This is a genomic window from Bacteroides sp. MSK.18.37 (assembly GCF_019129155.2).
Taxonomy (GTDB): Bacteria; Bacteroidota; Bacteroidia; order Bacteroidales; family Bacteroidaceae; genus Bacteroides; species Bacteroides ovatus.
Window position 1 is genome coordinate 3080574 of record NZ_JAHOIB020000001.1, and the last position, 24691, is coordinate 3105264.

The 24691-nt window shown below is 41.8% G+C and carries 14 protein-coding genes and 1 pseudogene; 9 read left to right on the forward strand and 6 right to left on the reverse strand.

Annotation, left to right across the window (positions count from 1 at the left end):
• Positions 1–73: 73 nt before the first annotated feature.
• Positions 74–205 carry a hypothetical protein gene (locus tag KSX81_RS12385; RefSeq protein WP_256380922.1) on the reverse strand — a complete coding sequence of 44 codons (132 nt, stop codon included), beginning with the start codon at positions 203–205 and terminating at the stop codon, positions 74–76.
• A gap of 404 nt (positions 206–609) precedes the next feature.
• On the opposite strand from KSX81_RS12385, the gene KSX81_RS12390 reads away from it, so the two are divergent.
• Positions 610–1059 (forward strand): IS66 family transposase, encoded by a 450-nt coding sequence (locus tag KSX81_RS12390; protein WP_004322924.1) that lies wholly within the window; start codon positions 610–612, stop codon positions 1057–1059.
• Positions 1060–1097: 38 nt separating this feature from the next.
• Here the strand turns inward: KSX81_RS12390 and KSX81_RS12395 are convergent, their stop codons facing one another.
• On the reverse strand, positions 1098–5063 hold the full coding sequence (locus tag KSX81_RS12395; RefSeq protein WP_254884167.1) for a hybrid sensor histidine kinase/response regulator transcription factor: 3966 nt from the start codon (positions 5061–5063) through the stop codon (positions 1098–1100).
• Positions 5064–5248: 185 nt separating this feature from the next.
• Between KSX81_RS12395 and KSX81_RS12400 the strand changes: the two genes are divergently transcribed.
• The 8 genes from KSX81_RS12400 to KSX81_RS12435 all read left to right on the forward strand — a co-directional run bounded on the left by KSX81_RS12400 (position 5249) and on the right by KSX81_RS12435 (position 20412).
• Positions 5249–7378 carry an alpha-galactosidase gene (locus KSX81_RS12400; RefSeq protein WP_254884168.1) on the forward strand — a complete coding sequence of 710 codons (2130 nt, stop codon included), beginning with the start codon at positions 5249–5251 and terminating at the stop codon, positions 7376–7378.
• Between the two features lie 118 nt (positions 7379–7496).
• Positions 7497–9488 carry an FAD-dependent oxidoreductase gene (locus tag KSX81_RS12405; protein WP_195530119.1) on the forward strand — a complete coding sequence of 664 codons (1992 nt, stop codon included), beginning with the start codon at positions 7497–7499 and terminating at the stop codon, positions 9486–9488.
• A gap of 15 nt (positions 9489–9503) precedes the next feature.
• Entirely contained in the window at positions 9504–11744 is a 2241-nt protein-coding gene (locus KSX81_RS12410) for a glycoside hydrolase family 3 N-terminal domain-containing protein (RefSeq protein WP_217725451.1), read from the forward strand.
• A gap of 104 nt (positions 11745–11848) precedes the next feature.
• On the forward strand, positions 11849–15061 hold the full coding sequence (locus tag KSX81_RS12415) for a SusC/RagA family TonB-linked outer membrane protein (protein ID WP_004298568.1): 3213 nt from the start codon (positions 11849–11851) through the stop codon (positions 15059–15061).
• Between the two features lie 12 nt (positions 15062–15073).
• On the forward strand, positions 15074–17011 hold the full coding sequence (locus KSX81_RS12420) for a RagB/SusD family nutrient uptake outer membrane protein (RefSeq protein ID WP_004298567.1): 1938 nt from the start codon (positions 15074–15076) through the stop codon (positions 17009–17011).
• A gap of 15 nt (positions 17012–17026) precedes the next feature.
• The gene (locus KSX81_RS12425) at positions 17027–18217 is read left to right on the forward strand and encodes a DUF5000 domain-containing lipoprotein (RefSeq protein ID WP_217725452.1); all 1191 of its coding nucleotides are present in this window, start codon (positions 17027–17029) and stop codon (positions 18215–18217) included.
• 14 nt (positions 18218–18231) lie between these two features.
• Positions 18232–18924, forward strand: a complete 693-nt coding sequence (locus KSX81_RS12430; RefSeq protein ID WP_217725453.1) for a DUF4998 domain-containing protein — start codon at positions 18232–18234, stop codon at positions 18922–18924.
• Between the two features lie 90 nt (positions 18925–19014).
• On the forward strand, positions 19015–20412 hold the full coding sequence (locus tag KSX81_RS12435) for a sialate O-acetylesterase (protein ID WP_217725454.1): 1398 nt from the start codon (positions 19015–19017) through the stop codon (positions 20410–20412).
• A gap of 121 nt (positions 20413–20533) precedes the next feature.
• Here the strand turns inward: KSX81_RS12435 and KSX81_RS12440 are convergent, their stop codons facing one another.
• The 4 genes and pseudogenes from KSX81_RS12440 to KSX81_RS12455 form a co-directional block, all read right to left on the reverse strand.
• Positions 20534–20668 carry a hypothetical protein gene (locus KSX81_RS12440; protein ID WP_004298563.1) on the reverse strand — a complete coding sequence of 45 codons (135 nt, stop codon included), beginning with the start codon at positions 20666–20668 and terminating at the stop codon, positions 20534–20536.
• A 10-nt stretch (positions 20669–20678) separates the two neighbouring features.
• A pseudogene (locus tag KSX81_RS12445) lies at positions 20679–20945 on the reverse strand (PD-(D/E)XK nuclease family transposase); the annotation flags it as partial.
• A 66-nt stretch (positions 20946–21011) separates the two neighbouring features.
• Positions 21012–23306: a glycoside hydrolase family 3 N-terminal domain-containing protein gene (locus KSX81_RS12450; protein WP_217725455.1), complete on the reverse strand. Its 2295-nt coding sequence runs from the start codon at positions 23304–23306 to the stop codon at positions 21012–21014.
• Positions 23307–23418: 112 nt separating this feature from the next.
• Positions 23419–24681 (reverse strand): hypothetical protein, encoded by a 1263-nt coding sequence (locus KSX81_RS12455; RefSeq protein WP_004322929.1) that lies wholly within the window; start codon positions 24679–24681, stop codon positions 23419–23421.
• Between the last annotated feature and the right edge of the window lie 10 nt (positions 24682–24691).

A 24691-nucleotide genomic window follows, 5' to 3' on the forward strand; every position in this document is an offset into this window, starting at 1 on the left:
AGTTTCTACTATAAAGAGGCATTTCGAAGGTTCATAGGTTTCACATTAGCCCGGATGATTGTGAATCGGTGTTTTATGGTGATTGGAAACGTAAAAGATGAGATAAATCGCTCTTCACCTCCTTCACATTGTACCGGTAAGCGTCTCCGCGCTGCCGTCTTGTTTTACCGCTCCCTGCAAACGATTTTTCATTTTCATTTCTCATATTCTCATTCATCAATCATAAGTAGCAGAAAGCTAATAGAATAGACTATGAGAAATGATTTCTAAAACAGCATTTCTCATAGTTTTTCCGTCAAATACCCCCGATTTTACCCTGTTTCTCATACTTGTTGGATTCATTTCTCATAGTGTCTTTCCTGCCAACCTATAACAAGAATAAAGAAACAACTAGTCAACCATTATCAGAGAAGTACATATTCTCTTTGTCCCATATATTATGGGAAAGTATTCTCTGATATTATGGGAATTTGTTCCCACAAAATAAGAGAATCTTTTCCCATAATATTAGAGAATACTTTCCCACAATATGTGGGACAATCGGAACTTGCTTGTCTTCCACCAGAAAAAGGGAGAAGATAGTATTCGACTATAAGAAATACCTTGAAAATGCCACCTGAATACCCACCCGGACAAGTCATGGAATACAGAAAGAAGCATATGCTCCCTATATTAAGCGAATTAAAAGATGAACTGTTGCAAATACAGACGAAAAAGACAACCCTGCCCAAAAGTAATTTGAGCAAGGCGGTCAATTATACCCTGAATGAATATCCGGCATTGTGCAATTATGTGCTCAAACCGGACTACAAGCTGGATAACGAGATAGAAAGGTTAAACAGGTATATCAGTTTAAGTAGAAAGAACTCGCTATTCTGCGGAAGTCATCAAGGGGCAAAGAGAGCGGCGCTGATATATTCATTGGCGTGCTCATGCAGACTTAACGGGATAAACACATTCGACTACTTCAAAGACATACTTAACAGATTTATTGGGATTAAACCAAACACTGACAAAAAGGTGCTAAGGGAACTGTTACCGGACAAATGGAGAAAGTAACGGCAACGCGGAGACGCTTACAGCTTAACTGCGTTAAATCAGGATTTTCCGTATTGTTCTTTGTATTTTTTAGGAGATATCCCGTATATACTTTTGAAGAAATCGCTGAAATGGCTGTAACTGCCGAATCCGACTTGTATTGCGATTTCGGTGGCAGTCAGTTGTGAGTTGCGTAATAATTCGGAAGCACATTCCAAACGTATATTTCTTATCATTTCCGCTGGTGATAAGGTAGTGATTGCTTTGACTTTCCTATATAAATTGGCCCGGCTTATAGCCAGTTCTTTACAAAGTTGGTCGATGTTGAAATCCGGATTAGAGATGTTTTCTTTGACAATGGCAATGTATTTGTCAACAAAGGCTTTGTCTATAGATTCTACTTCTATGCCGGCACTCTTCAATGATAATTGCTTGCCGTAAATCTCTTTCATTTTCTCTTGTCGATTCAGGATGTTCTTGACACGTATTTTCAGCGTAGACACTTTGAAGGGCTTGACGATGTAATCGTCTGCTCCGGCCTGGAAGCCTTCTTCTATATACAGATTCATGGCTTTTGCCGTGAGTAAGATGATGGGGAGATGAGATAGGTTATGGTCTGTTTTTATTCGTTTGCACAATTCGATACCGTCTATTTCGGGCATCATGACATCGCTCACCACTAATGAGATATTCTGTTGTTGCAATATGTCCAATGCTTCCTTTCCGTTGGTGGCAGTGAGTATATTGAAAGATTTTCCAAGTTCTTTTTCCAGGTAGTTTAGTATCTCAGAATTGTCGTCTACCAGCAAGATGGTTTCTTCGAGTAGATTTACCTTTAGCGGGAATTGTCCGATGTCTTCCCTTCTCACGTCTTCTTCTTCATCGATGATAGTGGGCGAGATGGTGTATTGGGGATTGAATACCCAAGGAAGTTCTATATGGATGCAAGTCCCGTGTGGAGGGTTGTTTTGAATTCGTATGGTTCCTTTGTGATGTTCTATAATTGTTCGGGTGATACTCAATCCTACTCCACTGCCGCTGATATTCCCATGCAAGTCTTTACGTGATAGGGCAAAGGGAAGGAAAATCTTCTCGATGTCTTCGGGCGAGATGCCGATACCCGTATCTTTTATCTCAATCAAGATGCTTTTGGATTCGGCAGTTTCTTCTGTGGTGACGGACAGGTGTACCTCTCCGCCTTCAGGAGTAAATTTGAAAGCATTGGAAAGCAAATTGAAGAACACCTTCTCCATGGCTTCTCTGTCAAAAGTAGCCATGATGGGGGTGTTTGGCAAGTTTAACAGAAATTTTAGATGACGTTGCCCGGCAATTCCTTGAAAAGTATAATAAATTTCTTTGGTGAAATCGTTGAAATCAAAATTAGAAAGATTTAGCTTATCCGTTCCGGATTCTATTTTCCGTAAATCCATCAGGTCGTTGACCAATGCCAGTAACCGTTGCGCATTTCTGCGGATAAGTTCCAATGCTTCTTGCACGCCTGCTATGTGCATAATTTTATCCTGTATTTCGTCCAGAGGATTTAATATTAAGGATAAAGGAGTACGAAATTCGTGTGCCACTTGGGTGAAAAACAACTGCAGCTCATGATTCAACTCTTCCGCTTTTTGTTGTTCAATCTGTTTTAGATGCAATTCATGCTCTAGTCTTTGTTTTCTCTGCCGGTATATTATGTATCTGTGTATCAATAAATATATAATGACTGCGTATATAAGGAATGCCCACCAGCGCATCCAGAAAGGAGAGAGAACGATGATTTCTATCTCTTTTTCTCCGCAGAACATATTGTCGTTGTTGAAGGCTTTGATATGAAACCGGTAATGTCCCGGGCGCAAGTTACTGTAATATACCGTTTTCCGGTTGTCGGCATCAATCCACTCTTCATCTACACCATCCATTTTGTAAAAGAAGGTATTGTTGTCCGGATAGATGAAATTGGAACAAGTATAACTGATAGCGATATTAGTCTGATTGTAATTAAGGATCAGTGTCCGAGTCTCATTAAAATTCTGTTCCAATACGGATTCGAGTGCCAGAGGGTGTTGCGCACGGTTGTTTACCAATAAATCAGTGAAGATGATTGGAGAACGTGATGTATTTAGTGGGAAATTTTCTGTATCCAGCATTGCAATTCCCCGGTTGCCCGAAAACCACAGTTGCCGATCGACATCCATCCAGCAAGAATAGGCGCTGAAGTCCTTCAGATTAAGTCCGTTATGGCTGTCAAATGAATGAATGAGGCGCGTATTGGTATCATACAAAAGAATGCTTTTGTTGGTCATCAGCCATAGCTGGTTCTCTTTTCCTTCTGCTACGTGATACAAGTCTTCCAGATAATTGTTTCCCGAATGGAATAAATGCTCCCTTATCTGAAAGTCCGTATCCAATAAGAACAACCCTTGATTTTCTGTTGTCACCCATATCTGGTTGTCTTTAGTTTTGCAGAAAGAAGTTATGCTGATGTTGGTATCTTCCGGAAGTTTAAAGAAACGATTATCAAGATGCTGCCATTGGTTGGTTGACGTATGGTATATATAGATACCTTTCGTTTTAGAACCGAACAGTATGATTTCGTTTGGAAGTTCTTCTATGACACATACGTCTTCTATGGGCATAAGATTGCTGGTTGACTGTTTGACATACTTTTCGTCGGCATTTTTTGCTAACTGTATAATTTCTTGTTTGGTGCCAATCCAGATATGTTGTTTGGAGTCTTTAAAAATAGCAAGGATATTACTGTCACCTAGACGTGTGTAGAATGAGAACTTTTTCTTTTTTATGGAGAAAATAAAAATCTCTCCCTTTTGATTGCCGCACCAGATAGAATCTCCGTCAATAAACAGAGATTTGAGGATATTGGCATAATAGGTTGATTTCTCTTTGCCGTGTACTAGATAATTTTCCTGATAACCGGTTTGCTGGTTGTAAGAGAACAATCCTCCGCCTTCTGTAGCTACCCATATATTGTTTTCTTGGTCCTTGCGTATCATCCCCATGCGTCCTAAAAACAGATTGGGATGGATCGTTTTGAAACGTTGATTGTAAGGATGACAAAAATTCACGCCTCCTGCATTAGTACCTACCCACAAAATGTTCTGCTTGTCTTTGTAGAGACTATAAATCGAGAAATGGTTTAAAGTGCCCTCTTCCTCTGTTTGTGGAGAAAGAACGTGAGAAGGATTCAAGGTTTCTTTATCCAATCTGAAAAGACCGTTAAAAGTTGCGATAAGCATATAATCTTTATCCATTTCAATCATGTCGCGTACGTCAGGATTGATAAATGATGTATTCGATAAGCTATATTTGGTGATACTCTTTGTTTGAGGGGTATACCGTTCGATACTTTGGTTTTTTATGCCATACCAAAGTCTGTTTTCCGAGTCTATACACAAAGGAAAAACCAATCCTTTGTTTGCCGGACCTTTTTGTTTTAGTGCAGACTGGATTCGTGATGTGATATTCCAGTTGCTGTCGCATCTTAGCACCTCATATTGTCGGGTACCAATGTAATATCCTCCTTGTTTATCTTTTATTAGAGAGAATAGGGAGTAGTTTTCAGGGGCAGTGAACAACCGTTTGTAAGACCGTGACGGTTTTATGTATTGCCATACTTCCTGATCGCAGAGGATGAGCAGTTGTTGATTATAGTCAGTGCAGATATCGATAACTGATTTTCCGATAGAGTCGTGCGCCCATCCATGTCGGACATTTCGGGTAATGTAATTGATTTCGTCCGTTCCTTTTTCGTGTTGTACCCAGATATTATTGTCGCGGTCTTGAAGAATCTTTTTAATGCCATTTCCTCTAATACTGTTGGCGGTGGATGAATCTCTTTTTTTATAGAGCCTGAAATTATGACCGTCATAGCAGTTCAGTCCTTTTTGTGTTCCTAGCCACAAAATTCCGTCCTTACTTTGGAAAATAGCTGATACATGATTGTTGGAAAGCCCGTCTTCCATAGTCAGATGTTGAAAGAAGAAAGGCTTGTCATGTGTTGTTGCTGTCATAGAATGAAAGCAGGAAAACAAAGTTATAATGAATGTAAACCACAAACGATACATGCTGCAAATATATTATTTTTTTCTTTTGTTTCTTTTCTATGAGACAGAAAAGAATGTTTTTGAGATATATAATTCTGTATCTGTGAAGAAGCATTTCTACTTTTACGGCAGAATTTAAAAATACAAATGTGATGAAAGTACAGCTATTGTTTGAAAAACACTTGAATAGGGGAAGAAAGAAGAAGTCTTTTTTTCTGTTGGGGTTGTTATTTCTTTTAGGAAAGACGGTGGTGGCTCAAGACACTTTTTATGGTTATTTAAAGAAGGATACATTGATTATGGGGAATAATCGGATTGAACGTACTTTTCTTTGGAATAATGGAAATCTGATAACTCATACACTGACTGATAAAACAAATCGGTATTCCTGGAGGAATACTTCACGTACTCCTGATTTTCAATTAAATAAAGAACTTGTGGAGGCGGAGAAAGCTTCTGTAGATATAGTACGGGTGGCGCAAACAACTATTCACCCGGCATATTTGCAGATAGAAGTAAAGTTTGCTTTACGGCAGTTGCAAGTTAAACGTGTTTATAAAGTATATAATGATTGTCCGGCTATCGCCTGCAACACCTATTTAAAAGGGAATGTGTCCATTCTGGGGAAAAGTGAGGAGTTGAATAATGCCGATCGAAAGAATATTGAGTTCCTTGAAGATATGCAAATTAACCAAACTGCATCTACGCTTGATAAATTGAATTTCAAAGGGCAACACTGGAATGTCGATTGTATTGAATTCTTTGATGCGACAGACTGGAATAATAATTTAGTGGTGGAGAGAAACTTCCTGTCTTATCGTAAAAATCATTATCGGGGAAATCTATTACAAGTTCGTGAAAATATCAGTAAGAACGGTTTCTTTTTTCTAAAAGAGGCTCCTTGCTCAAATGTACAGCTAGCCTATCAAGGATATGATTTTATGGCTGAGTTTGGGAGCTTTACTGTTACGGGCCTAGGGGTTTCAGAGAAAGATATTACTCCGGACAAATGGACTCCTGCTTATGGATGCGTTATCGGGGTTTATGGTCCGGAAGCGGTTGACAAGTTGGTGGCGTTACGTACTTATCAGAAACAAATACGCCGGCTGCTTCCTCAACGGGATGAAATGATAATGATGAATACATGGGGAGACCGCAGTCAAGATTCGAAAGTAAACGAGGCATTTTGCTTGCGGGAATTAGAGCGGGCGGTTCAACTGGGAATTACTCATTTTCAGATTGACGATGGCTGGCAAACCGGGAAGAGTCCTAATTCGGCAGTAGCGAAAGGCTCTTTTAAGGATATATGGAGTAATCCGGATTATTGGACACCGGATAAAAGCAAGTATCCTCGCGGATTGTCTCCTATCATAAAAAGAGGCAAAGAACTGGGCATTGACATAGCATTGTGGTTTAATCCCAGCATACAAGATAATTTTGCAGATTGGAAAAAGGATGCGGAAGCTATTATCAGATTATATAAAGAATATGGCATCTGTATATTTAAGATTGATGGACTGTCTATCCCGACTAAAGAAGCGGAAATGAATTTGCATAGGTTGTTTGACTACGTTTTGGCTGAAACCGACAATCAAGTGGTTTTTAATTTGGATGCGACGGCCGGTCGCCGTGGGGGATACCATACATTTAATCGGTATGGAAATATATTCTTGGAAAATCGGTATACAGATTGGCAGAATTATTATCCTTATTGGACTTTACGTAACTTGTGGCAGCTTTCCAAATATGTACCTGCTGAAAAGCTACAAATTGAATTTTTAAATAAATGGCGTAATGAGAAGAAGTATGCCAATGATCCTTTCGGGCCGGCTAATTATTCATTTGAATATCTTTTTGCCATTACTATGGCAGGGCAGCCATTGGCTTGGATGGAGGGAACTAATCTGCCGCAAGAGGCTTTGCTGTTGCGTGAACAGGTAGAAAAATATCGTGGTTTTCAACATGATTTTCATCAGGGAATCATTTTGCCGGTAGGTGATATGCCCGACGGCAGGTCATGGACAGGTTTCCAATCTATACGGGAGCACCAAGGATACTTTATTTTTTTTCGAGAGTATCATCCTTTGCAATCTTATCATGTAAAAACTTGGTTGGCTCCGGGAACGGAAATAGAATGTGTACCTCTGTTGGGACACGGTAAAGCGATAAAGACAATAGTGGATGAAAAAGGAACAATTGAGGTTTTTTTACCTTCAATGAATGATTATGTGGTGTATAAATACGTGATAGTTCAATCGCAAAGCCAGGTTGAGATAAAATAGAAAGTGTTTGAGACTTTAGAATGAGTGCATAACCTCATGAAATACTATGTTTGCATGGTCAATCAGAAGAAATGATGAATAATGAAGAGGTGCATGAATTAATATAATAGAAAAATATATGAAGTATACGGTTTTAATATCCTTACTCTTTTGGGTGTTCGATGGCATAAAGGCCCAGTCGGTTCGTGAAGTAGATATATGTATATATGGTGGTACATCCGCGGGTGTCATTGCGGCATATACGGCTAAGAATATGGGGAAGAGTGTCATTCTTATCGAACCTCGCCGTAATCTGGGTGGGATGACTTCCGGAGGATTGGGATATACGGATATCGGCAATAAATATGTGGTAAAAGGATTGGCCCTGGATTTTTATCGTAAACTGGGAACGCACTATGGTAAGCTTGAGCAGTGGATTTTTGAACCTAAAGTAGCAGAATCTATTTTTGTCGATTATATAAATAAGGCAGAGATAGAAACTTGGTATGAATATCGTATCGTATCTTCTACAGTGGCTGAAAGGAAGATAAATGAAATAATGCTGGAGAATACATATAATCCGCAGCCGGCAACAAACAGGAGTGTTCGGGCTAAAGTGTTTATAGACTGTTCATATGAGGGAGATTTGATGGCACGGGCGGGTGTGTCATATATGACCGGACGTGAGTCTAATGCTACTTATGGTGAGACTCTAAACGGAGTTCAAATACATAAAGGTCATCAATTTAACCGAAAAGTTGATCCTTATAAGATTAAGGGTGATCCGACAAGCGGTTTGTTGTGGGGAATACATCATACTGTTCCTCAACCTACGGGCAGCGGTGATAAGAAGATACAAGCTTATAATTTCAGGATTACTTTGACCAACAATCCGAGAAATAGAATACCCATTACCCGGCCGGAAAACTATGATTCGAAGAAATATGAATTATTGGTTCGCTTGAAAGAAGTGGAGCCTTGGAAAGGGTTACAAGATGTTTTTATCTGGAGTTTGATGCCCGGCGATAAGACTGATATCAATAATAAAGGTGCTTTTTCTACGGATATGATTGGTGCTAATTGGGAATATCCGGAAGCCTCTTATGAAAAAAGAGACAGTATTTGGCAAGAACATGTGGATTATACGAAGGGATTGCTTTATTTTGTCGGGCATGATAGAAGGATTCCAAAGGAGATCAGGCGCGAAATGAGGAAATGGGGTTATCCGAAAGATGAATTTGTAGGCAATGGGCATTGGTCACATCAGTTGTATGTTCGTGAGGCGCGCAGAATGCTTGGAGAAGTGGTGATGACTCAGCAGCATTGTGTCGGAAAGAAGACATGTGACGATGGCATTGGTTGGGCTGCTTATACTATGGATTCGCATAATTGTGACAGACACGTTATCAATGGCTTTGTAAAGAATGAGGGAAATGTCGAAGTCGGTGGTTTCAAACCTTATCCGATTTCCTATCGCTGCATAGTTCCCCGTCGGGAAGAAGTCAGGAATCTTCTGGTACCGGTTTGTCTTTCCGCTTCTCATATAGCTTATGGCTCTATTCGTATGGAACCGGTTTTTATGGTACTGGCACAGTCATCGGCAGTAGCGGCCAGTCTCGCCATAGATAACAAATGTGATGTGCAAGAAGTTTGTGTGTCTGACATTAAACGGTTGCTGGACGAAAATCCTTATTCCGACGGCCGACCGGGAGATATACTGGTGGATGATGACCAGGCAGCGTATGTTCAGATGACCGGAGACTGGAAAACGAAACAGAAACCCGGATATGGACTTACATTCCGTACGCATGAGTCGGATGGCAGGAATATAGCCAAAGTGAGATATCAGCTTCCGATAAAGAAGGAAGGATTGTATAAAGTCTATATTTATTCTCCCAAGATGAAGCAGGCGGATACGTATACTGTCAGGATTGGAAATGGTAGGGGTACACGGCACATTATAGTGACTCCTAACGCTTTGAAGATAGAAGGCCAAACCACCGGAGAATGGTATTTGCTGGATGAATGTCATTTTGAACCTTCTGAGCAAGGGTATGTAGAGATCTCCAGTGAGAATGCCATAGGAACTGTGCCGGCCGATGCGGTATTGTTAGTTCCCCAATTTGAATAAGAAATATTATCAACTATGAAAACGAAAACACTATTAATCTTATGGATTGCTTTTTTATCTTTTGAAAGAGGTAATTCTCAGAGCTTGTTTATGGAGGCTTCTCCTGAAATAGAAGAAAAGGTAGAAAAGTTGCTACAGCAAATGACACTAGCTGAGAAGATCGGTCAGCTCAATCAGAGTAATGCGAATGGAGTGGCAACGGGGCCGCAGAAAGCACAGGATGACTTTTACAAGCAATTGGAAGCCGGGCGTATAGGGTCGATATTGAATATAGCGGGTGTAGAAGAAATCAGAAAGTACCAGGAAATAGCGGTAACAAGATCTCGTTTGAAGATTCCCTTGCTGTTCGGGTATGACGTGATTCATGGATATAAAACGATATTTCCGATACCTCTGGCCGAATCATGTAGCTGGGATTTGGAATTAATGGAAAAGTCTGCAAGAATTGCAGCTAAAGAGGCTGCTGCAGCAGGACTACACTGGACTTTTGCACCAATGATTGATGTTTCCAGAGATCCTCGTTGGGGACGTGTATTGGAAGGAGCAGGAGAGGATACTTGGCTGACTTCCCGGGTGGCGGAAGCTAAGGTTCGTGGATATCAGTGGAATTTGGGTAGCAATGAGTCGGTGCTGGCATGTGCCAAACATTTTGCGGCTTATGGATTGCCGCAGGCGGGAAAAGATTATGGGACGGTAGATATTAGTGAACGCACGTTGGAAGAGATTTATCTGCCTCCGTTCAAAGCGGCGGTAGAGGCAGGGGTAGCAACTTTTATGCCGGCATTTAATGATATTGCAGGTGTACCATGCACTGCGAATAAATGGTTATTGACAGAGGTCTTGCGGAATCGTTGGAAGTTTAAAGGGGTTGTAGTGAGCGATTGGGGAGCTATATGGCAGTTGGTGCCACATGGAATGGCTCACGGTTCCAAGCAAGCCGTAGAACTATCAGTCAATGCAGGAGTAGATATGGATATGGCAGACGGGGAATATAACAGGCACGCTTTAGCTCTAATCAATGAAGGGAAAGTGACTGTTGGGCAAATTGATGAAATGGTACGCAGGATTCTTCGCATGAAATTCAAGTTGGGTTTATTTGATGACCCTTTCCGTTTTTGTGATGTGAAGCGGGAAAAAAGGGTTATTAGAAATTGTGACTTTATAGCTGAGGCACGTAAGGCGGCGCAAAAATCTATTGTACTGTTGAAGAATGAGAATCATCTTCTGCCTCTGGCTAAAGATATAAAAAGTATCGCTGTGGTCGGACCATTGGCTGATAATAAGCAGTATCTGAGAGATTACTGGGCTGGGAAAGGAGAAGTAAATGATTATGTAACCTTGTTGGAAGGATTGAAAAACAACTTGCCTTCGCATATAAAAATCAATTATGCAAAAGGATGTGACGTTACCGGAACAGACTGTTCTTTCTTTTCCGAAGCAGTAGAAGCAGCTAAGCAATCGGAACTGGTCATTGCAGCTATCGGGGAGAGGGCCTCTATGAGCGGAGAAGACGCAAGTCGGGCGGATATATCTATTCCAGGGGTGCAAGAAGAATTGGTACAAGCTCTGTTGGATACGGGAAAGCCTGTAGTGGTAGTTCTGATGAATGGACGTCCATTGACAATTTCAAAGTTGACAGAGCAGGTTCCCGCTATAGTAGAAGGCTGGTTCTTAGGTACGGAAACCGGAAATGCAATTGCCGATGTGCTCTTGGGTAAATATAATCCCTCCGGCAAACTCACGATGAGTTTCCCTCGTAATGTGGGGCAAATTCCCGTTTTCTATAATTACAGGCAGTCCGGTCGTCCGGGAACCGATAAACTGACAAAGTGGACGAATCGTTTTATTGATTCTCCTGTATCTCCATTGTATCCTTTCGGATATGGGTTAAGTTATACTACTTTCTCCTATTCTGCTCCTCGGGTTAGCCAAAAAGAGTTCTCGACCAATGAGATACTCAAAGTGAGTGTCGATGTAACTAATACCGGTCAATATGACGGAGAGGAAACGATTCAACTTTATATTCGTGATGTCATTGCAAGTGTGACTCGCCCGGTGAAAGAGTTGAAAGGATTTAAGAAAATATTCTTAAGAAAGGGAGAGACCCGTACTGTTGGATTCGAATTGCGTGCGGAGGATTTGTCTTTTCTTAGTCAGGATATGGAGCCTGTTATTGAATCCGGAGAATTTATTCTTATGACAGGACCTAATTCGAAAGATGTACAATCAGTAAAAGTAAAATTTGTAAAACCCTAAATTATAATGTGTAGCCTATGAGAAACAGTTGAATGATTATCTATGAAAAGCAGATTTTTTCTGCATTGTGAAGTTACAATAATTAATTAACATTTATCGATATTATGATTGAAATACACAGTTGTCGTATAACCTACGTATTTTTAAAGAAACTGTTTGTGGCATGTTTCTTTGGAATGAGTTTTAGCATTCCCGTATTTGCAGAAGATTACGGAATGCATAATTACGAATCGAGCCAACAGAAACAGGCTCAAACGAAAAAGTCTATTATGGTGAAAGGAAAAGTGGTTGATGAACAAGGTGAACCTTTGCCGGGGGTAAATATTGTTGTAGCGGGGGGAACCCGTGGAGTTGCGACCGACCTTGACGGTTCGTTCACCATAGCTGTATTGCCCACAGACGCACTACAAGTCTCTTATTTGGGAATGGAAGACATGACTGTGGCGATTAAAGGAAGGACTGAGTTGATAATTACTATGCGTACAAAACCGGATGAGCTTGATGAGGTAACGGTGGTTGCATTTGCCAAGCAGAAAAAAGAAAGCGTTATTGCATCGGTTTCTACTGTAAAACCCGCAGAGCTTAAAGTCCCTAGTTCCAATCTTACTACTGCTTTGGCCGGAAGGGTGGCAGGACTCATTGCTTACCAACGTAGTGGTGAACCCGGTTCGGACGATGCCAGTTTCTTTGTACGTGGAGTTACTTCGTTCACATATGCCAGAGGACCGCTGATTCTGATTGACGGGGTAGAAATGTCATCTTCGGATTTAGCACGGCTGCAGGTAGACGATATTGCCAGTTTTTCTATTATGAAGGATGCGGCAGCAACTGCTTTATATGGTGCGCGCGGAGCAAATGGCGTTATACTTGTTACGACGAAAGAAGGTAAAGAGGGAAAGGCCAGCATTTCTTTCCGTTATGAGTCTTCTCTTTCTGCACCGACTTCCAAGATAGAATTGGCAGATCCTATCACCTATATGAAACTAAATAATGAGGCTATTCTTACGCGTAATCCGATGCAGGCGGTGCCTTATTCTATGGAGAAGATTGAGATGACACAAAGAGGGGCTAATCCTCTGATTTATCCGGCTAACGATTGGAACGAGATTATGTTTAAGAACTTTGCCGTCAATCATCGGGCGAATTTTAATGTGAGTGGCGGGGGAAAAGTGGCGAGATATTACATTGCGGGTTCTTTTACGCAAGACCAGGGAGTTATCCGATCTACAAAAAACAGTGACAATGCCATTGATTTGAAAAAGTATCTGCTTCGTTCCAATATAAATATTAACTTGACAAAAACTACAGAGGCTGTAGTTCGTTTGCATGGTGCTTTTGAAGATTATAATGGTCCGATTGTGAGTGGTAATGATTTATATTCCAGAGTAATGCGTAGTGATCCGGTAGCATTTCCCGCTTATTATGCACCGGATGCTGCAAATGCCTATAAAGAGCATATTCTTTTTGGTAATACAGACCAAGGGCAGTATATCAATCCGTATGCAGACATGGTGAAAGGGTTTAAAAATTATTCCCGCTCTACAATGATGGCGCAGTTTGAAGTAAAGCAAAAATTGGATTTTATAACCAAGGGCTTGAATGCGCGTGCCTTATTCAGTACAAACAGATATGCTTATTTTGTACAGACCCGCGAATATACACCTTACTATTATGCGGTGAGTATGTATGATAAAATCAATGATACTTATGTGCTGAATTGCTTGAATCCCGATAAGGGGTCTGAGTGGCTGAGCTATACGGAAGGAAGCAAACAAGTAAATGCTACCACTTATTTTGAAGCAGCTATTAATTATGATCGTGTGTTTGGGAATCATGGCGTGAGTGGTTTGTTGGTTTATAATATGCGCAATTATTTGTCGGGAAATGCGGGAAGTTTGCTTCTTTCGTTGCCTCACAGGAATATGGGGGTATCCGGTCGTTTTACTTATAATTATGATAGTCGTTATTTCTTGGAAGGTAACTTTGGATATAATGGTTCGGAGCGTTTTGCTAAAAATAATCGTTGGGGCTTTTTCCCTTCTATCGGTTTCGGTTGGATTCTGACCAATGAACCATTTTGGTTGAATAGAACAGATGGGTGGAAACATGCGATTTCAAAATTGAAACTGAAAGCTACGTATGGACTTGTTGGTAACGACCAGATAGGTAAAGATGAAGACCGTTTTTTCTACCAGTCGGATGTGAATGTGAACGATTCCGGTAGGAAATATATATGGGGACAAGATTTCGGATATACAGTGAATGGAGTCAGCATCAAGCGTTATGCTAATGAATCTATCGGTTGGGAAATATCGAAGAAGATGAATGTAGGTATCGAGCTGGGTTTATTCGATAAAGTGGAAATACAGGCTGATTATTATACAGAAAGACGTTCGAACATATTGATGAGCAGGGCGGATATTCCTGCAACGATGGGGCTGCAACAAACTCCGCAGGCAAATATCGGGAAGGCTGAAGGACATGGTTTTGATATGTCTATAGACTTGAATCATTCGTTTACTAAAGACTTCTGGATTACAGGGCGTGCCAATTTTACCTATTCTAAATCAAAGTATAAAGTATATGAGGAACCTGATTATTCGTCTACTCCTTGGCGTTCAAAAGTGGGGAGACCCATTTCTCAACAATGGGGATATGTGGCAGAGCGTTTGTTTGTAGATGAGCAAGATGTGGCAAGTTCGCCGGTGCAATCTTTCGGAACTTATATGGGTGGTGATATTAAGTATAAAGACATTAATGGTGATGATAAAATTACAGAAGCGGATATGGTGCCTATTGGTTATCCTACCACCCCGGAGATTGTCTATGGTTTTGGTTTGAGTACAGGTTATAAAGGTTTTGACTTTTCGTTCTTCTTTCAGGGATTAGGACGCGAATCTTTCTGGATTGACGCTAAGAAAACTTCTCCTTTTGTCGATACGGACGACAATTCTTCCATTGTTTCGAAGAATGCCCTGCTTAAAGTGTATGCAGATGACCATTGGTCGGAAGATAACCGTAATGTAAAAGCATTATGGCCTAGATTGTCCGGCACATTAGTGGAGAACAATATTCAACGCAGCACTTGGTTCATGAGAGATGGTTCTTTTTTGCGCCTTAAGTCGGTGGAACTGGGATATAAGGTTCCTGATAAATATACGAGACGGGCTCACATAACCAATTTGAGAATCTATGCTAGCGGAACTAATCTGCTGACGTTTAGCAAGTTCAAACTTTGGGACCCGGAAATGGCCGGTGATGGAATGAGATATCCGGTGCAAAGAGTATATAACCTCGGTATTCAACTATCCTTCTAAAAACATGCAATTATGAGAAAAATTCAAGTTATATTATTATCAATGACGATGGCGGTCTTATCAGCATGTGCTGATTATCTGGATATTGTGCCGGATAATGTACCGACTATGGAACATGCGTTTAAAGACCGGGTAAGTGCGGAACGTTTTCTTGCCACAATCTATCAATATATGCCACAAATAGGGCATCCGATGTATGACCCGGCACTATTGGGAAGTGACGAATATGGAACGAACCAGAATGATTATCATCTCAATCTCTTTCATTATTGGGGAGACAGGATGAAACTCGGTGAGCAAAACACGAACGATCCTATTATGAATTATTGGGAGGGACGAAATGACGCACGTAATCTTTATATCGCTTTGAGAGATTGTAATATCTTTCTTGAGAATATCGGTAAGGTGGGGCCCGACTTGAACGATGAGGACAGGGCACGTTGGATAGCGGAAGTAAAGTTCTTGAAAGCATTCTATCATTTTTATCTGCTCAGGATGTATGGTCCTATTCCTCTGGTAAAAGAGAATTTGCCGATAGGTAGTTCTTCGGAAGAAGTAAGGGTATATAGGGATACATTTGATGATTGTGTTGATTATATCTGTCAGCTTTGTGAGGAAGCGATTCCGGATCTTCCTTTGAGCATCACCGATGTGATAAATGAAATGGGACGTATTACACGTCCAATTGCCGCTACCTTATTGGCGGAAGCGAGAGTGACCGGTGCCAGTCCGTTGTTTAATGGAAATCCTGATTTTCAGGATCTGACAGATAACAGGGGTATGAAGCTGTTTTCGGAAGAAGACCCTAATAAATGGAATGTAGCTGCTGTAGCCTGCAAGGAGGCTGTAGAGATATGCAAAGAGGCAGGAATCAGTCAATTATATGAGTTTAATGATTCGCGCTATGATTTGTCGGAGGAAACGCGGCGAGGCATGAGTATTCGCGGTGCATCCACCGAGAAATGGAATGAAGAATTGATTTGGGGTAATCCGGTAAACACATCCGCGCAGTTGCAGCAACGCATACTTCCCTGTTTTAAGGATAAGGACTGGAGCCATACTTCAGGTCCCATACCGGAGGTGTATCCGACATTCCGCATGGCAGAGTTGTTTTATTCGCAGAACGGAGTACCTATCGAGGAAGATGTGAATTATGATCATCCGCATCGTTATCAGGTAGTGACTGTTGGAGACGACCATACTTACTATATCAAAAAAGGTGAGAGAACTGCTTATTTGAACCTTTATCGTGAACCTCGTTTCTATGCAGACTTGGGATTTGATCGTGGTTACTGGTTTGGCAATGGTAGGACAAAAGATGTGGGAAAAGGGACGGCTTCCGAGACTCCGTGGATTGTAGCGGCAAAAAAAGGACAAATGTCCGGAAAGACCAAAGAAACTACCTATTCCCGTTCGGGATACTTTTGTAAGAAGATGGTGCATTTCGAGGCGGCTACTGATGCGAACGGAAAAGCTACTTATGCACGTACTACTTATCCGCTTATGCGGCTTGCCGATTTATATCTGCTTTATGCGGAGGCATTGAATGAGTCGTTGAATGAACCGAATGATGAAGTATACTATTATATTGATGAGGTACGTAAGCGTGCCGGCTTGAAGGGAGTGAAAGAGAGTTGGAGCAACTACTCCAGGAATCCGGATAAGCCTCTTACAAAGATAGGTATGCGAGACATTATCCGTCAGGAGAGAATGATTGAATTATCTTTCGAAAGCAAGCGCTTCTGGGATGTAAGGAGATGGAAACTGGCTCATATCTACTATAATCAAGTAGAGAGAGGATGGAATGTACATCAGAGCACAGAACAGGAATATTATAATGTGATTACGGTTCAGCCTTTACAGTTCACTACCAAGCAGTATTTGTGGCCTATCCGTGAAGCAGAATTGATGAAAAATTCAAATCTAATACAAAATCCGTATTGGGACTAATTAATATGGCAAAATATGAAAACAGTATATAATGCATTATTTGTATTGCTTCTTCTCACTGTGTTTAGTGGTTGTAAGGAGGAATATATCGGCCAATATCCGGTGGATAGCGTGGCCCCGAAACAAGTATCAAATGTGCAGGTGCAAAATATGAAAGGGCGGGTTGTTTTGACTTACACTTTGCCGGAAGAAGATGATTTGTTGTGTGTTACGGCACGGTATGTGTTGCAAAATGGGGTGAAGCGAGAGATGTCCAGTTCGGCTTATTCGAACAAAATCGAATTAAAAGGTTTCGGAAAGGGACGCAAGTATCAGGTTGAACTTTATTCAATAGATAAGAGCTATAATGAGTCGGCTCCTTATGTAGTAGAGGTGGAGCCTGAAGACTCTCCGATTTATGATGTTTTTCACACATTGCAACTTTTTGATGCATTCGGAGGCGTAAAATTACATTGGGAAAATCCATTAAAAGAGAATGTCGTTTTGGGGGCAATGATGAAGGAAAGTGATGGAACTTGGAAACACGTCGAGACTATCTATTCATCGGAAGCGGTGGCAGATAAGGCTATTCGCGGATTGGATGCGAAACCAGCGGATTTTGCTTTTTATTTTCGCGATATTTATGATAATCATACCGATACCCTCTATAAAGAAATGACTCCTCTTTTTGAGGAAGAAATGGATAAGTCGAAGTTTATGGAATTCCCGTTGGGTAAGTATTTTACTCATAACAACTTCGGTAGCAAGTCAATGACGGGGATGTGGAACAATGTGTATAATGTAGAAAAGGATTTGTTCTATATTTCTGCCGGTACAGGAATGAAGCCTTACTTCTCTTTTGATATGGGTGTGGAAAGTAAGCTGTCGCGGTTTAGATTGTGGACTCGTTTGCAGTATATGTATAGATTGCATCATTTGCGTACCTTTACCGTGTATGGTACGAATGATGCGGCAGTAACAAAAGATCCCGATAACTGGGAAGGATGGATAAAATTGATGGATTGTGAATCGTTCCGTCCATCCGGGCAGATAATAGGAGGAGAACCGAATGCTGAGGAAAAGGAACATATGCTTGCGGGAGAAGAATGGGAATTTCCTGTGGATGTGCCGAAAGTGCGCTATCTGAAATTCCAGGTACACACCACTTGGGGAGATACGGATGGTGCATTTATCAACGAGATATCATTATGGGGTAGTACTAAATAAAGAAAAAAAACAGTATGAAACAATTATATTTTATTGTTGCTTGTGTGTGCATGATCTGGCTGGCAGCCTGTTCGGATATGAACGATGTACATGATATATATCTGAAAAATGGGGAGACTGTCTATATCGGAAGAGTAGATTCTATTCATGTCTTCAGTGGTAGAGAAAGGGTAAAGATTCGTTATTGGGTGACCGATCCCAGAGCCAAGCATCTGGAGGTATTGTGGAATCACGGTAAAGAGTCGGCCGTATTCGATATTCCGGCACATGACCCTTTAGAGGGATTGGATATAATGATTGGCGAAAATGGGTCTTCTATAGCGGAAGGAGATTATACATTTACGTTTTATACTCATGACGATAAAGAACACCGCTCTATCAGATATGAACAGTTGTTGAAAGTATATGGAGCTCAATATGAGCTGACGCTTAACAATCGTATTGTAAAGAAACTTACGAAAGGAGATAATGAATTGACTATCGAGTGGGGAGGAAGTAATAGTGACCAAGAGATCGGCGTTGAAGTGTTTTATACGGATTTGTCCGGAAAGCAAGCATCAGTTCGTATGCCTACGGAAGAATTGGGAAGTGCGACAAAAATTGTAGGTATTGACCTTTCCCGGGAAGTGACATATTGTACTTGGTATAAGCCTGGCGAGGAAGTGATAGATGACTTTCATGCTGCGATTTTGGAATTACAGTTATAAGATAGGTAGATGATAATAACGGGGAGGGCGCATTTTTTAACTCTGGTAGCCCTCCTTCTTTTTATTTTTCGGAATAAATCAATTAAATAGATGAGAAAACTCTTAGTATTGTTTTTAATGGCAGTTTCTATAACTTCCCTATCGGCTAAAGTTGTATTGCCGGATATTATAGCCAGTCATATGGTATTGCAGCAATGCGACTCGATAAAATTGTGGGGACATGGCTCTTCAGGGACAGTCATTAAAATTACTCCTTCATGGGGACAGAAAACATATAAAACAGTTGTAAATGAAAAAGGGGAGTGGCAAGTGGCGGTCTATACTCCTTCTGCCGGTGGACCATATAATATAGTGTTCGATGATGGTGACAAAATAATTCTAGAAGATGTTTTAATAGGGGAGGTGTGGTTATGCTCGGGGCAGTCTAATATGGGAATGCCGATGAAAGGATTTCCGGGACAGCCTGTTGCCTATGCGAATGATTACATAACCCGGGCCAAGAAAGAAGTGCCGCTTCGAATATATACAGTAAGCAATCATTCCAGTGCAGTGCCTTTGGAACATAGCGGAGGCCAGTGGAAATGTCATGACTCAGGTGCTGTGGCCAATTGCAGTGCTACAGCCTATTTTTTTGGTAAATATTTGCAAGAAGTGTTGGGAATCCCGGTGGGTATTGTGATTTCTGCCTGGAATGGTTCGAATATTGAAACATGGATGAGTCGGGAAAGTTTCCGGGCATTGGATATACTTTCTGTTGCCAAACGTCCTGTTCATCAAACGCCTTCTCTTTTATATAATGCAATGATTTATCCTATTCGCAATCTGGCGGTGAAAGGTATGATTTGGTATCAGGGAGAGGCAAATCGTAATAAGCCTGAAGAATATGCCAGATTGTTTCCTGCTTTTGTACAGGATATCCGTGATACATTTCGGAAACCTGAATTGCCTTTCTATTATGTACAAATAGCCCCTTTTGCATATAGTTCGCCGGAAGGTATTGAAGGGGCTTCTTTAAGAGAGGTACAGCTAAAGTGTGCCTCCCAAATACCTCATTCAGGCATGGTGGTGACTCTTGATATTGGGGAACAAGGCTGCATTCATCCGGCTAAAAAGAAAGAAGTGGGAGAACGTTTGGCTTATTATGCATTGGCCAAAACTTACGGTTATAAGTATACTTGCTATACGGGACCTGAATATCGTTCGATGACAGTCCGGGAGAATAGAGCCATCTTGAAATTTAGTACACCCTTGGCGTATGGAGTAGGACCTGTCGGACAAGAATTGAATGGTTTTGAAGTTGCGGGCAGTGACCGGAAGTTTTATCCGGGCAAAGCTGTAGTGGATTCAAAATCTTCGTCCGTTATAGTTCATAGCGAGAAAGTCAGCGTACCTGTTGCAGTAAGGTACGCTTATAGAAATTATGTAGAGGCTTCTCTTTTTAGTGAGTGTGGCTTGCCTGCTTCTTCATTCAGAACGGACGATTGGTAGAATATCTTTTGTATTCGGTAGGGATATAACATGTAAGGAGGTCACTGAACCTCAAAACTTCCCTTCAGCCGAATATTCTGCGAAGAAACTCTCACCCATCACGCCTAAGAAACTCCCGTTTCTACGGTAAACTGATTATTCTTGTCTCATAATCCCAAGTCTTGGGGGTGAGGGTGAAATCTTCACGGTGCATGGCTAATTCTACCACTTCATATCTCTGTAACTTTCCACCATACATAAAAAATATCCCCTTCATTTTATTTCAGTTCTCTGATGGCTTTTGCTACTCCATAGAGAATACGTTCCAGATAGTAAAGTTCACGAGTGTTCTGAACCTCGATGATGATTATTTCATCCTTATCGTTTTTAGCTTTGATATCTACATGGTTGAATTTATCATCGGCTACTTGCTGATTACTTTTACTTTTGAGTATCTCGATGATTTTCACCAAGTAGCACTGTGAGGAAACCTTCTAAAATGCAGAAATTAGTTCTATGACGGAACAGTCTCTTTATTGCCCATTCAAACGAATATACTTGTCCGCTTGTCCATATCGTTTCTGCTTTTTAAGTGGAGGATATTAATTCGTGTATTCTGTTTACTTGCATATAATATTCAGTGTTTGATTTCCGCATTGCATACGGAAATCTCCTTGTTCCAGTACCCATTGCCCGTCGGAATTGACAAAAGCCAAGTCGCTGCCTTTGATGGATAGAGTGACAGTTTGGGTTTCGCCCGGTTGCAGTTCCACCTTTTTGAAGGCTCGTAACCGGCGGTTCTCGGGAGTAAGCGAAGCCACAAGATCACTGCTGAATAGCATGACAACTTCTTTTCCGGCATATTTACCGGTATTGGTTACGTCTATGGAAAAGTGCAAATCATCTCCTGTGGTAAACGAAGATTTGTCCGTTTGGAAGTTGCTGTATTCGAAAGTGGTGTAGCTCAATCCGTATCCGAAAGGCCATTGAACGGAGACTACCGCATTGTAGTCGTAAGCTCCTTCCATTTTGTCCATCTCTTCACTCACCCGATAGTCGTAGGTAGTCAGTGCTGCTTCGTGTCGCGGATATGTGTAAGGCATCTTGGCACTGGGGTTCACGTCTCCTGCCAGAATGTTCGCTAATGCATCGCCACCATAGTTTCCGGGTAATAGAATGTCAATAACAGCATCAGCCAATGGCTCCAACTCGTTGATAATGCGGGGACGACCCTCATTGAGTATCAGGATGATCGGTTTTCTCGTAGCGGCAAGTGCCTTTACCAGTTTGCTTTGGTTGGCAGAGATGGCAAGTTCGGAAAGATTACCGGGTGTTTCGCAATATGAATTCTCACCGATGCAGGCGATAATAATATCCACGTTGCGGGCAGCGGCCACAGCTTTCTCAATTTCCGGTTCATTTTCTTCCATGTAAGCACCTTCGGGTTTGTAGGTTACGCCCTGTTCCAGACGGACATGATCGGCTCCGAATTTGTTGCAGATTGCTTCGTAAATGGTGTTATATTTGTCAGCAAATCTATCGGTCAGATGTCCTTGCCATGAATAGCTCCAACCACCGTTCAAGCAACGCATAGAGTTGGCGTTCGGACCGGTTACCAGTAGCTTTTTCCCTTGAGGAAGCGGAAGAATATTATCTTTATTTTTTAGCAATACTTCCGATTCTTCGGCTGCATGAAGTGCGATAAGTGCATGCTCCTTGCTGCCGAAGAGAGGATAATCTTTCAATAAAGTGTTCGGATGATCGAACAGACCCAAACGGAATTTAAGTCTAAGCACCCGGCGGACGGCATCGTCAATACGGCTCATGGGTATTTTCTTCTCTTGCACTAACTCTTTTAGTAGTGTACAATAATTGAGATCATACGGTTCCATAGCCATGTCTATACCTGCATTGATTGCCATTTCGATGGCTTCTTTCTTGTTTGCTGCCACATGTTCGCGGGTATAAAGATTGTTGATGTCCGCCCAGTCGGTGATTAACATTCCGTCCCATCCTAAGTCTTCTTTCAGCCATTGTGTAAGGAGTTCGCGGTCGGCGTGCACAGGCTTTCCGTTGATGGAACCACTGTTGACCATTATAGTCAGTGCACCTGCTTCCACACAAGCCTTGAACGGTGCAAAACATTTTTCACGCAGTTCGGAAACAGATATATAAGCCGGTGTGCGGTCCTTGCCGGTACGTGGCATGCTGTATCCCATGTAATGTTTCACGGAGGTGGCGATTCGGTCGGCGGGAATATGGTTAGGATCATCTCCTTGGAAGCCTCGGACAGCAGTGCTGCCCATAATGGCATTGACTAAACAGTCTTCTCCATAATTTTCCCATACACGCGGCCAACGGGGATCACGTGCCATATCGACAGTGGGGGAGTATGTCCAGGGACAATTGCTAGCCCTTGTTTCATAAGCCGTTACACGTGCCGCTTCGTAGGTCAAATCCGGATTGAAGGCAGCACCCATATTGATATTTTGAGGAAAGAGCGTGCCGCCCAATGTATAGGTAGTACCATGATTCTGATCCAGACCGTAGATACATGGAATACCAATCTCCGCCATCGACAGTTCTTGTATTCGACCGATAATCTCGTTCCACTTTTCAGGGCTTTGTGCTACCGGGCCGGGAGCATTTAGAAACGAACCTACCTTGTATTCAGCAATCGCTTTGTGGAGTTTTGCCTCGTCCAATTGAAATTCACCATTTATCGTCTCTCCTAATACATCAATGGCAAGCTCGGTCATCTGCCCAATCTTGGCATCGAGGTCCATCTTTGATAGAAGCTCTTCCACTTGTTGTTCTATTTTTGCGTCTTCAGGAATGGCAGTGGGAACTGCCTGTTTGGAACAGGCAGTCATTGCGACAGATGCGGTCATTAATATAATATTTCTTAGTTTCATTATGATTTGTTTTTAAGTAGCATCGTTTATGTAATCTGTCATTCAGAGGACTTTAACCCGAAGAATGACAGATACTTATGGTATGAATGATTTTTAAACTTACTTAGGAACATTATTTCACGGTTACCAGGTCTACATAATAGCCATGTCCTACACATAAGAATCCGGCTTCAGCTTGAATCTTATTCAACATGTCTTGTGTCAGTATCAGTGTATATTCACCGTTTTCCGTAAATTCCATCTCACCTGCCAAGCCTGTCCAATAGCCTGTGGCAAGCTGCATCTTATGATATTCGGCAGTAGGTTCTATGGAGTAGACTACTTTCAATGTCGACCCGGCTGTGATACCGGCAAATACATCCATTGGAATCAAACCAAAAGTTTTGTTGGGATCACCGTCCGGCTTATCCCACGAAACGTAATGGTGTCCTGACCAAAGTGTTATTTCGGTAGATACGGTCACAGTCTGTTCGGTAGTCGTAATATTATCGTTCAAGAACTGCACAGCCTCTCCGCTACGGGTTTTGCCTGTCAGCGTATAGCTTCCATCAGACAAATCCGGACAAGTCAGCGTAACTTCCGTAGAAGATTGATTGCTGAATTGAGACACCGTCTGTCCGCCGATAGTTAGAGAAGCGATGTTTTCAAGATTGATACCGGAAATGGTCCAGTCCACGTTGGCAGTAGCCCGGTTAGCACCCGAAATGACAAGGGAAGCATTAGTCACTTTCACCATGTCGGCTCCATATTGATTGCCGTCGGCATCTTGCAGAACGATACGGTAATCGCCTTCGCTTACGCCTGTCGGAACGATGTATTCCAGATAATTCTCGTCTGCCGATTCAACATAAGTAGGATCGGTGATCGTGTTTCCTCCCAAGAGGATGGCTGTTACGTTCTGTAAATTACTGCCATATAAACGGGCAGTCTTACCGGGAGATACAATTCTCTCAAAGGCTACTTCTTTAGATTGAGGGTCATCAGCCAACGGATTGACCACCACCAATCCTTCACGGGAAGTCTTCTTCCCTTTCACAGTTTCCACTTCTATTTTCAAATTATACGTACCGGCTTTCAGACTACGGTTGATTTCTTTGTCGGAGTCGGTACCCGATTTTACTTCTTGCCCATCAATGAACCAGGTTACTGTGGTGTAATCTTTCGGAGTCACGGTCAGCGCGATGGATAAGTTCGCATCCCGGCTGATGTTGGCGAATGTAGCCAATTGACCGTTCGTTCTGTCAGGAAATACCGGGGCAAGGATATGCGGATCATCATTTTCTGTCACCGTAGCGAACGGTTCTTCCTCGGTGCATGCAGTAAATGTGGAGCCTACAGCGAGTAGGGCAAATAGTGCAATATATATCTTTTTCATAATGGATGAT

Excerpts from the sequence above, each read along its gene's own strand:
- KSX81_RS12405 (WP_195530119.1), top strand. The coding sequence starts at position 7,497 with ATGAAGTATACGGTTTTAATATCCTTACTCTTTTGGGTGTTCGATGGC.
- KSX81_RS12415 (WP_004298568.1), top strand. The coding sequence starts at position 11,849 with ATGATTGAAATACACAGTTGTCGTATAACCTACGTATTTTTAAAGAAA.
- KSX81_RS12450 (WP_217725455.1), bottom strand. The coding sequence starts at position 23,306 with ATGAAACTAAGAAATATTATATTAATGACCGCATCTGTCGCAATGACT.
- KSX81_RS12435 (WP_217725454.1), top strand. The coding sequence starts at position 19,015 with ATGAGAAAACTCTTAGTATTGTTTTTAATGGCAGTTTCTATAACTTCC.
- KSX81_RS12455 (WP_004322929.1), bottom strand. The coding sequence starts at position 24,681 with ATGAAAAAGATATATATTGCACTATTTGCCCTACTCGCTGTAGGCTCC.
- KSX81_RS12390 (WP_004322924.1), top strand. The coding sequence starts at position 610 with ATGCCACCTGAATACCCACCCGGACAAGTCATGGAATACAGAAAGAAG.
- KSX81_RS12385 (WP_256380922.1), bottom strand. The coding sequence starts at position 205 with ATGAGAAATGAAAATGAAAAATCGTTTGCAGGGAGCGGTAAAACAAGA.
- KSX81_RS12410 (WP_217725451.1), top strand. The coding sequence starts at position 9,504 with ATGAAAACGAAAACACTATTAATCTTATGGATTGCTTTTTTATCTTTT.
- KSX81_RS12400 (WP_254884168.1), top strand. The coding sequence starts at position 5,249 with ATGAAAGTACAGCTATTGTTTGAAAAACACTTGAATAGGGGAAGAAAG.
- KSX81_RS12395 (WP_254884167.1), bottom strand. The coding sequence starts at position 5,063 with ATGACAGCAACAACACATGACAAGCCTTTCTTCTTTCAACATCTGACT.
- KSX81_RS12430 (WP_217725453.1), top strand. The coding sequence starts at position 18,232 with ATGAAACAATTATATTTTATTGTTGCTTGTGTGTGCATGATCTGGCTG.
- KSX81_RS12425 (WP_217725452.1), top strand. The coding sequence starts at position 17,027 with ATGAAAACAGTATATAATGCATTATTTGTATTGCTTCTTCTCACTGTG.
- KSX81_RS12440 (WP_004298563.1), bottom strand. The coding sequence starts at position 20,668 with ATGAAGGGGATATTTTTTATGTATGGTGGAAAGTTACAGAGATATGAA.
- KSX81_RS12420 (WP_004298567.1), top strand. The coding sequence starts at position 15,074 with ATGAGAAAAATTCAAGTTATATTATTATCAATGACGATGGCGGTCTTA.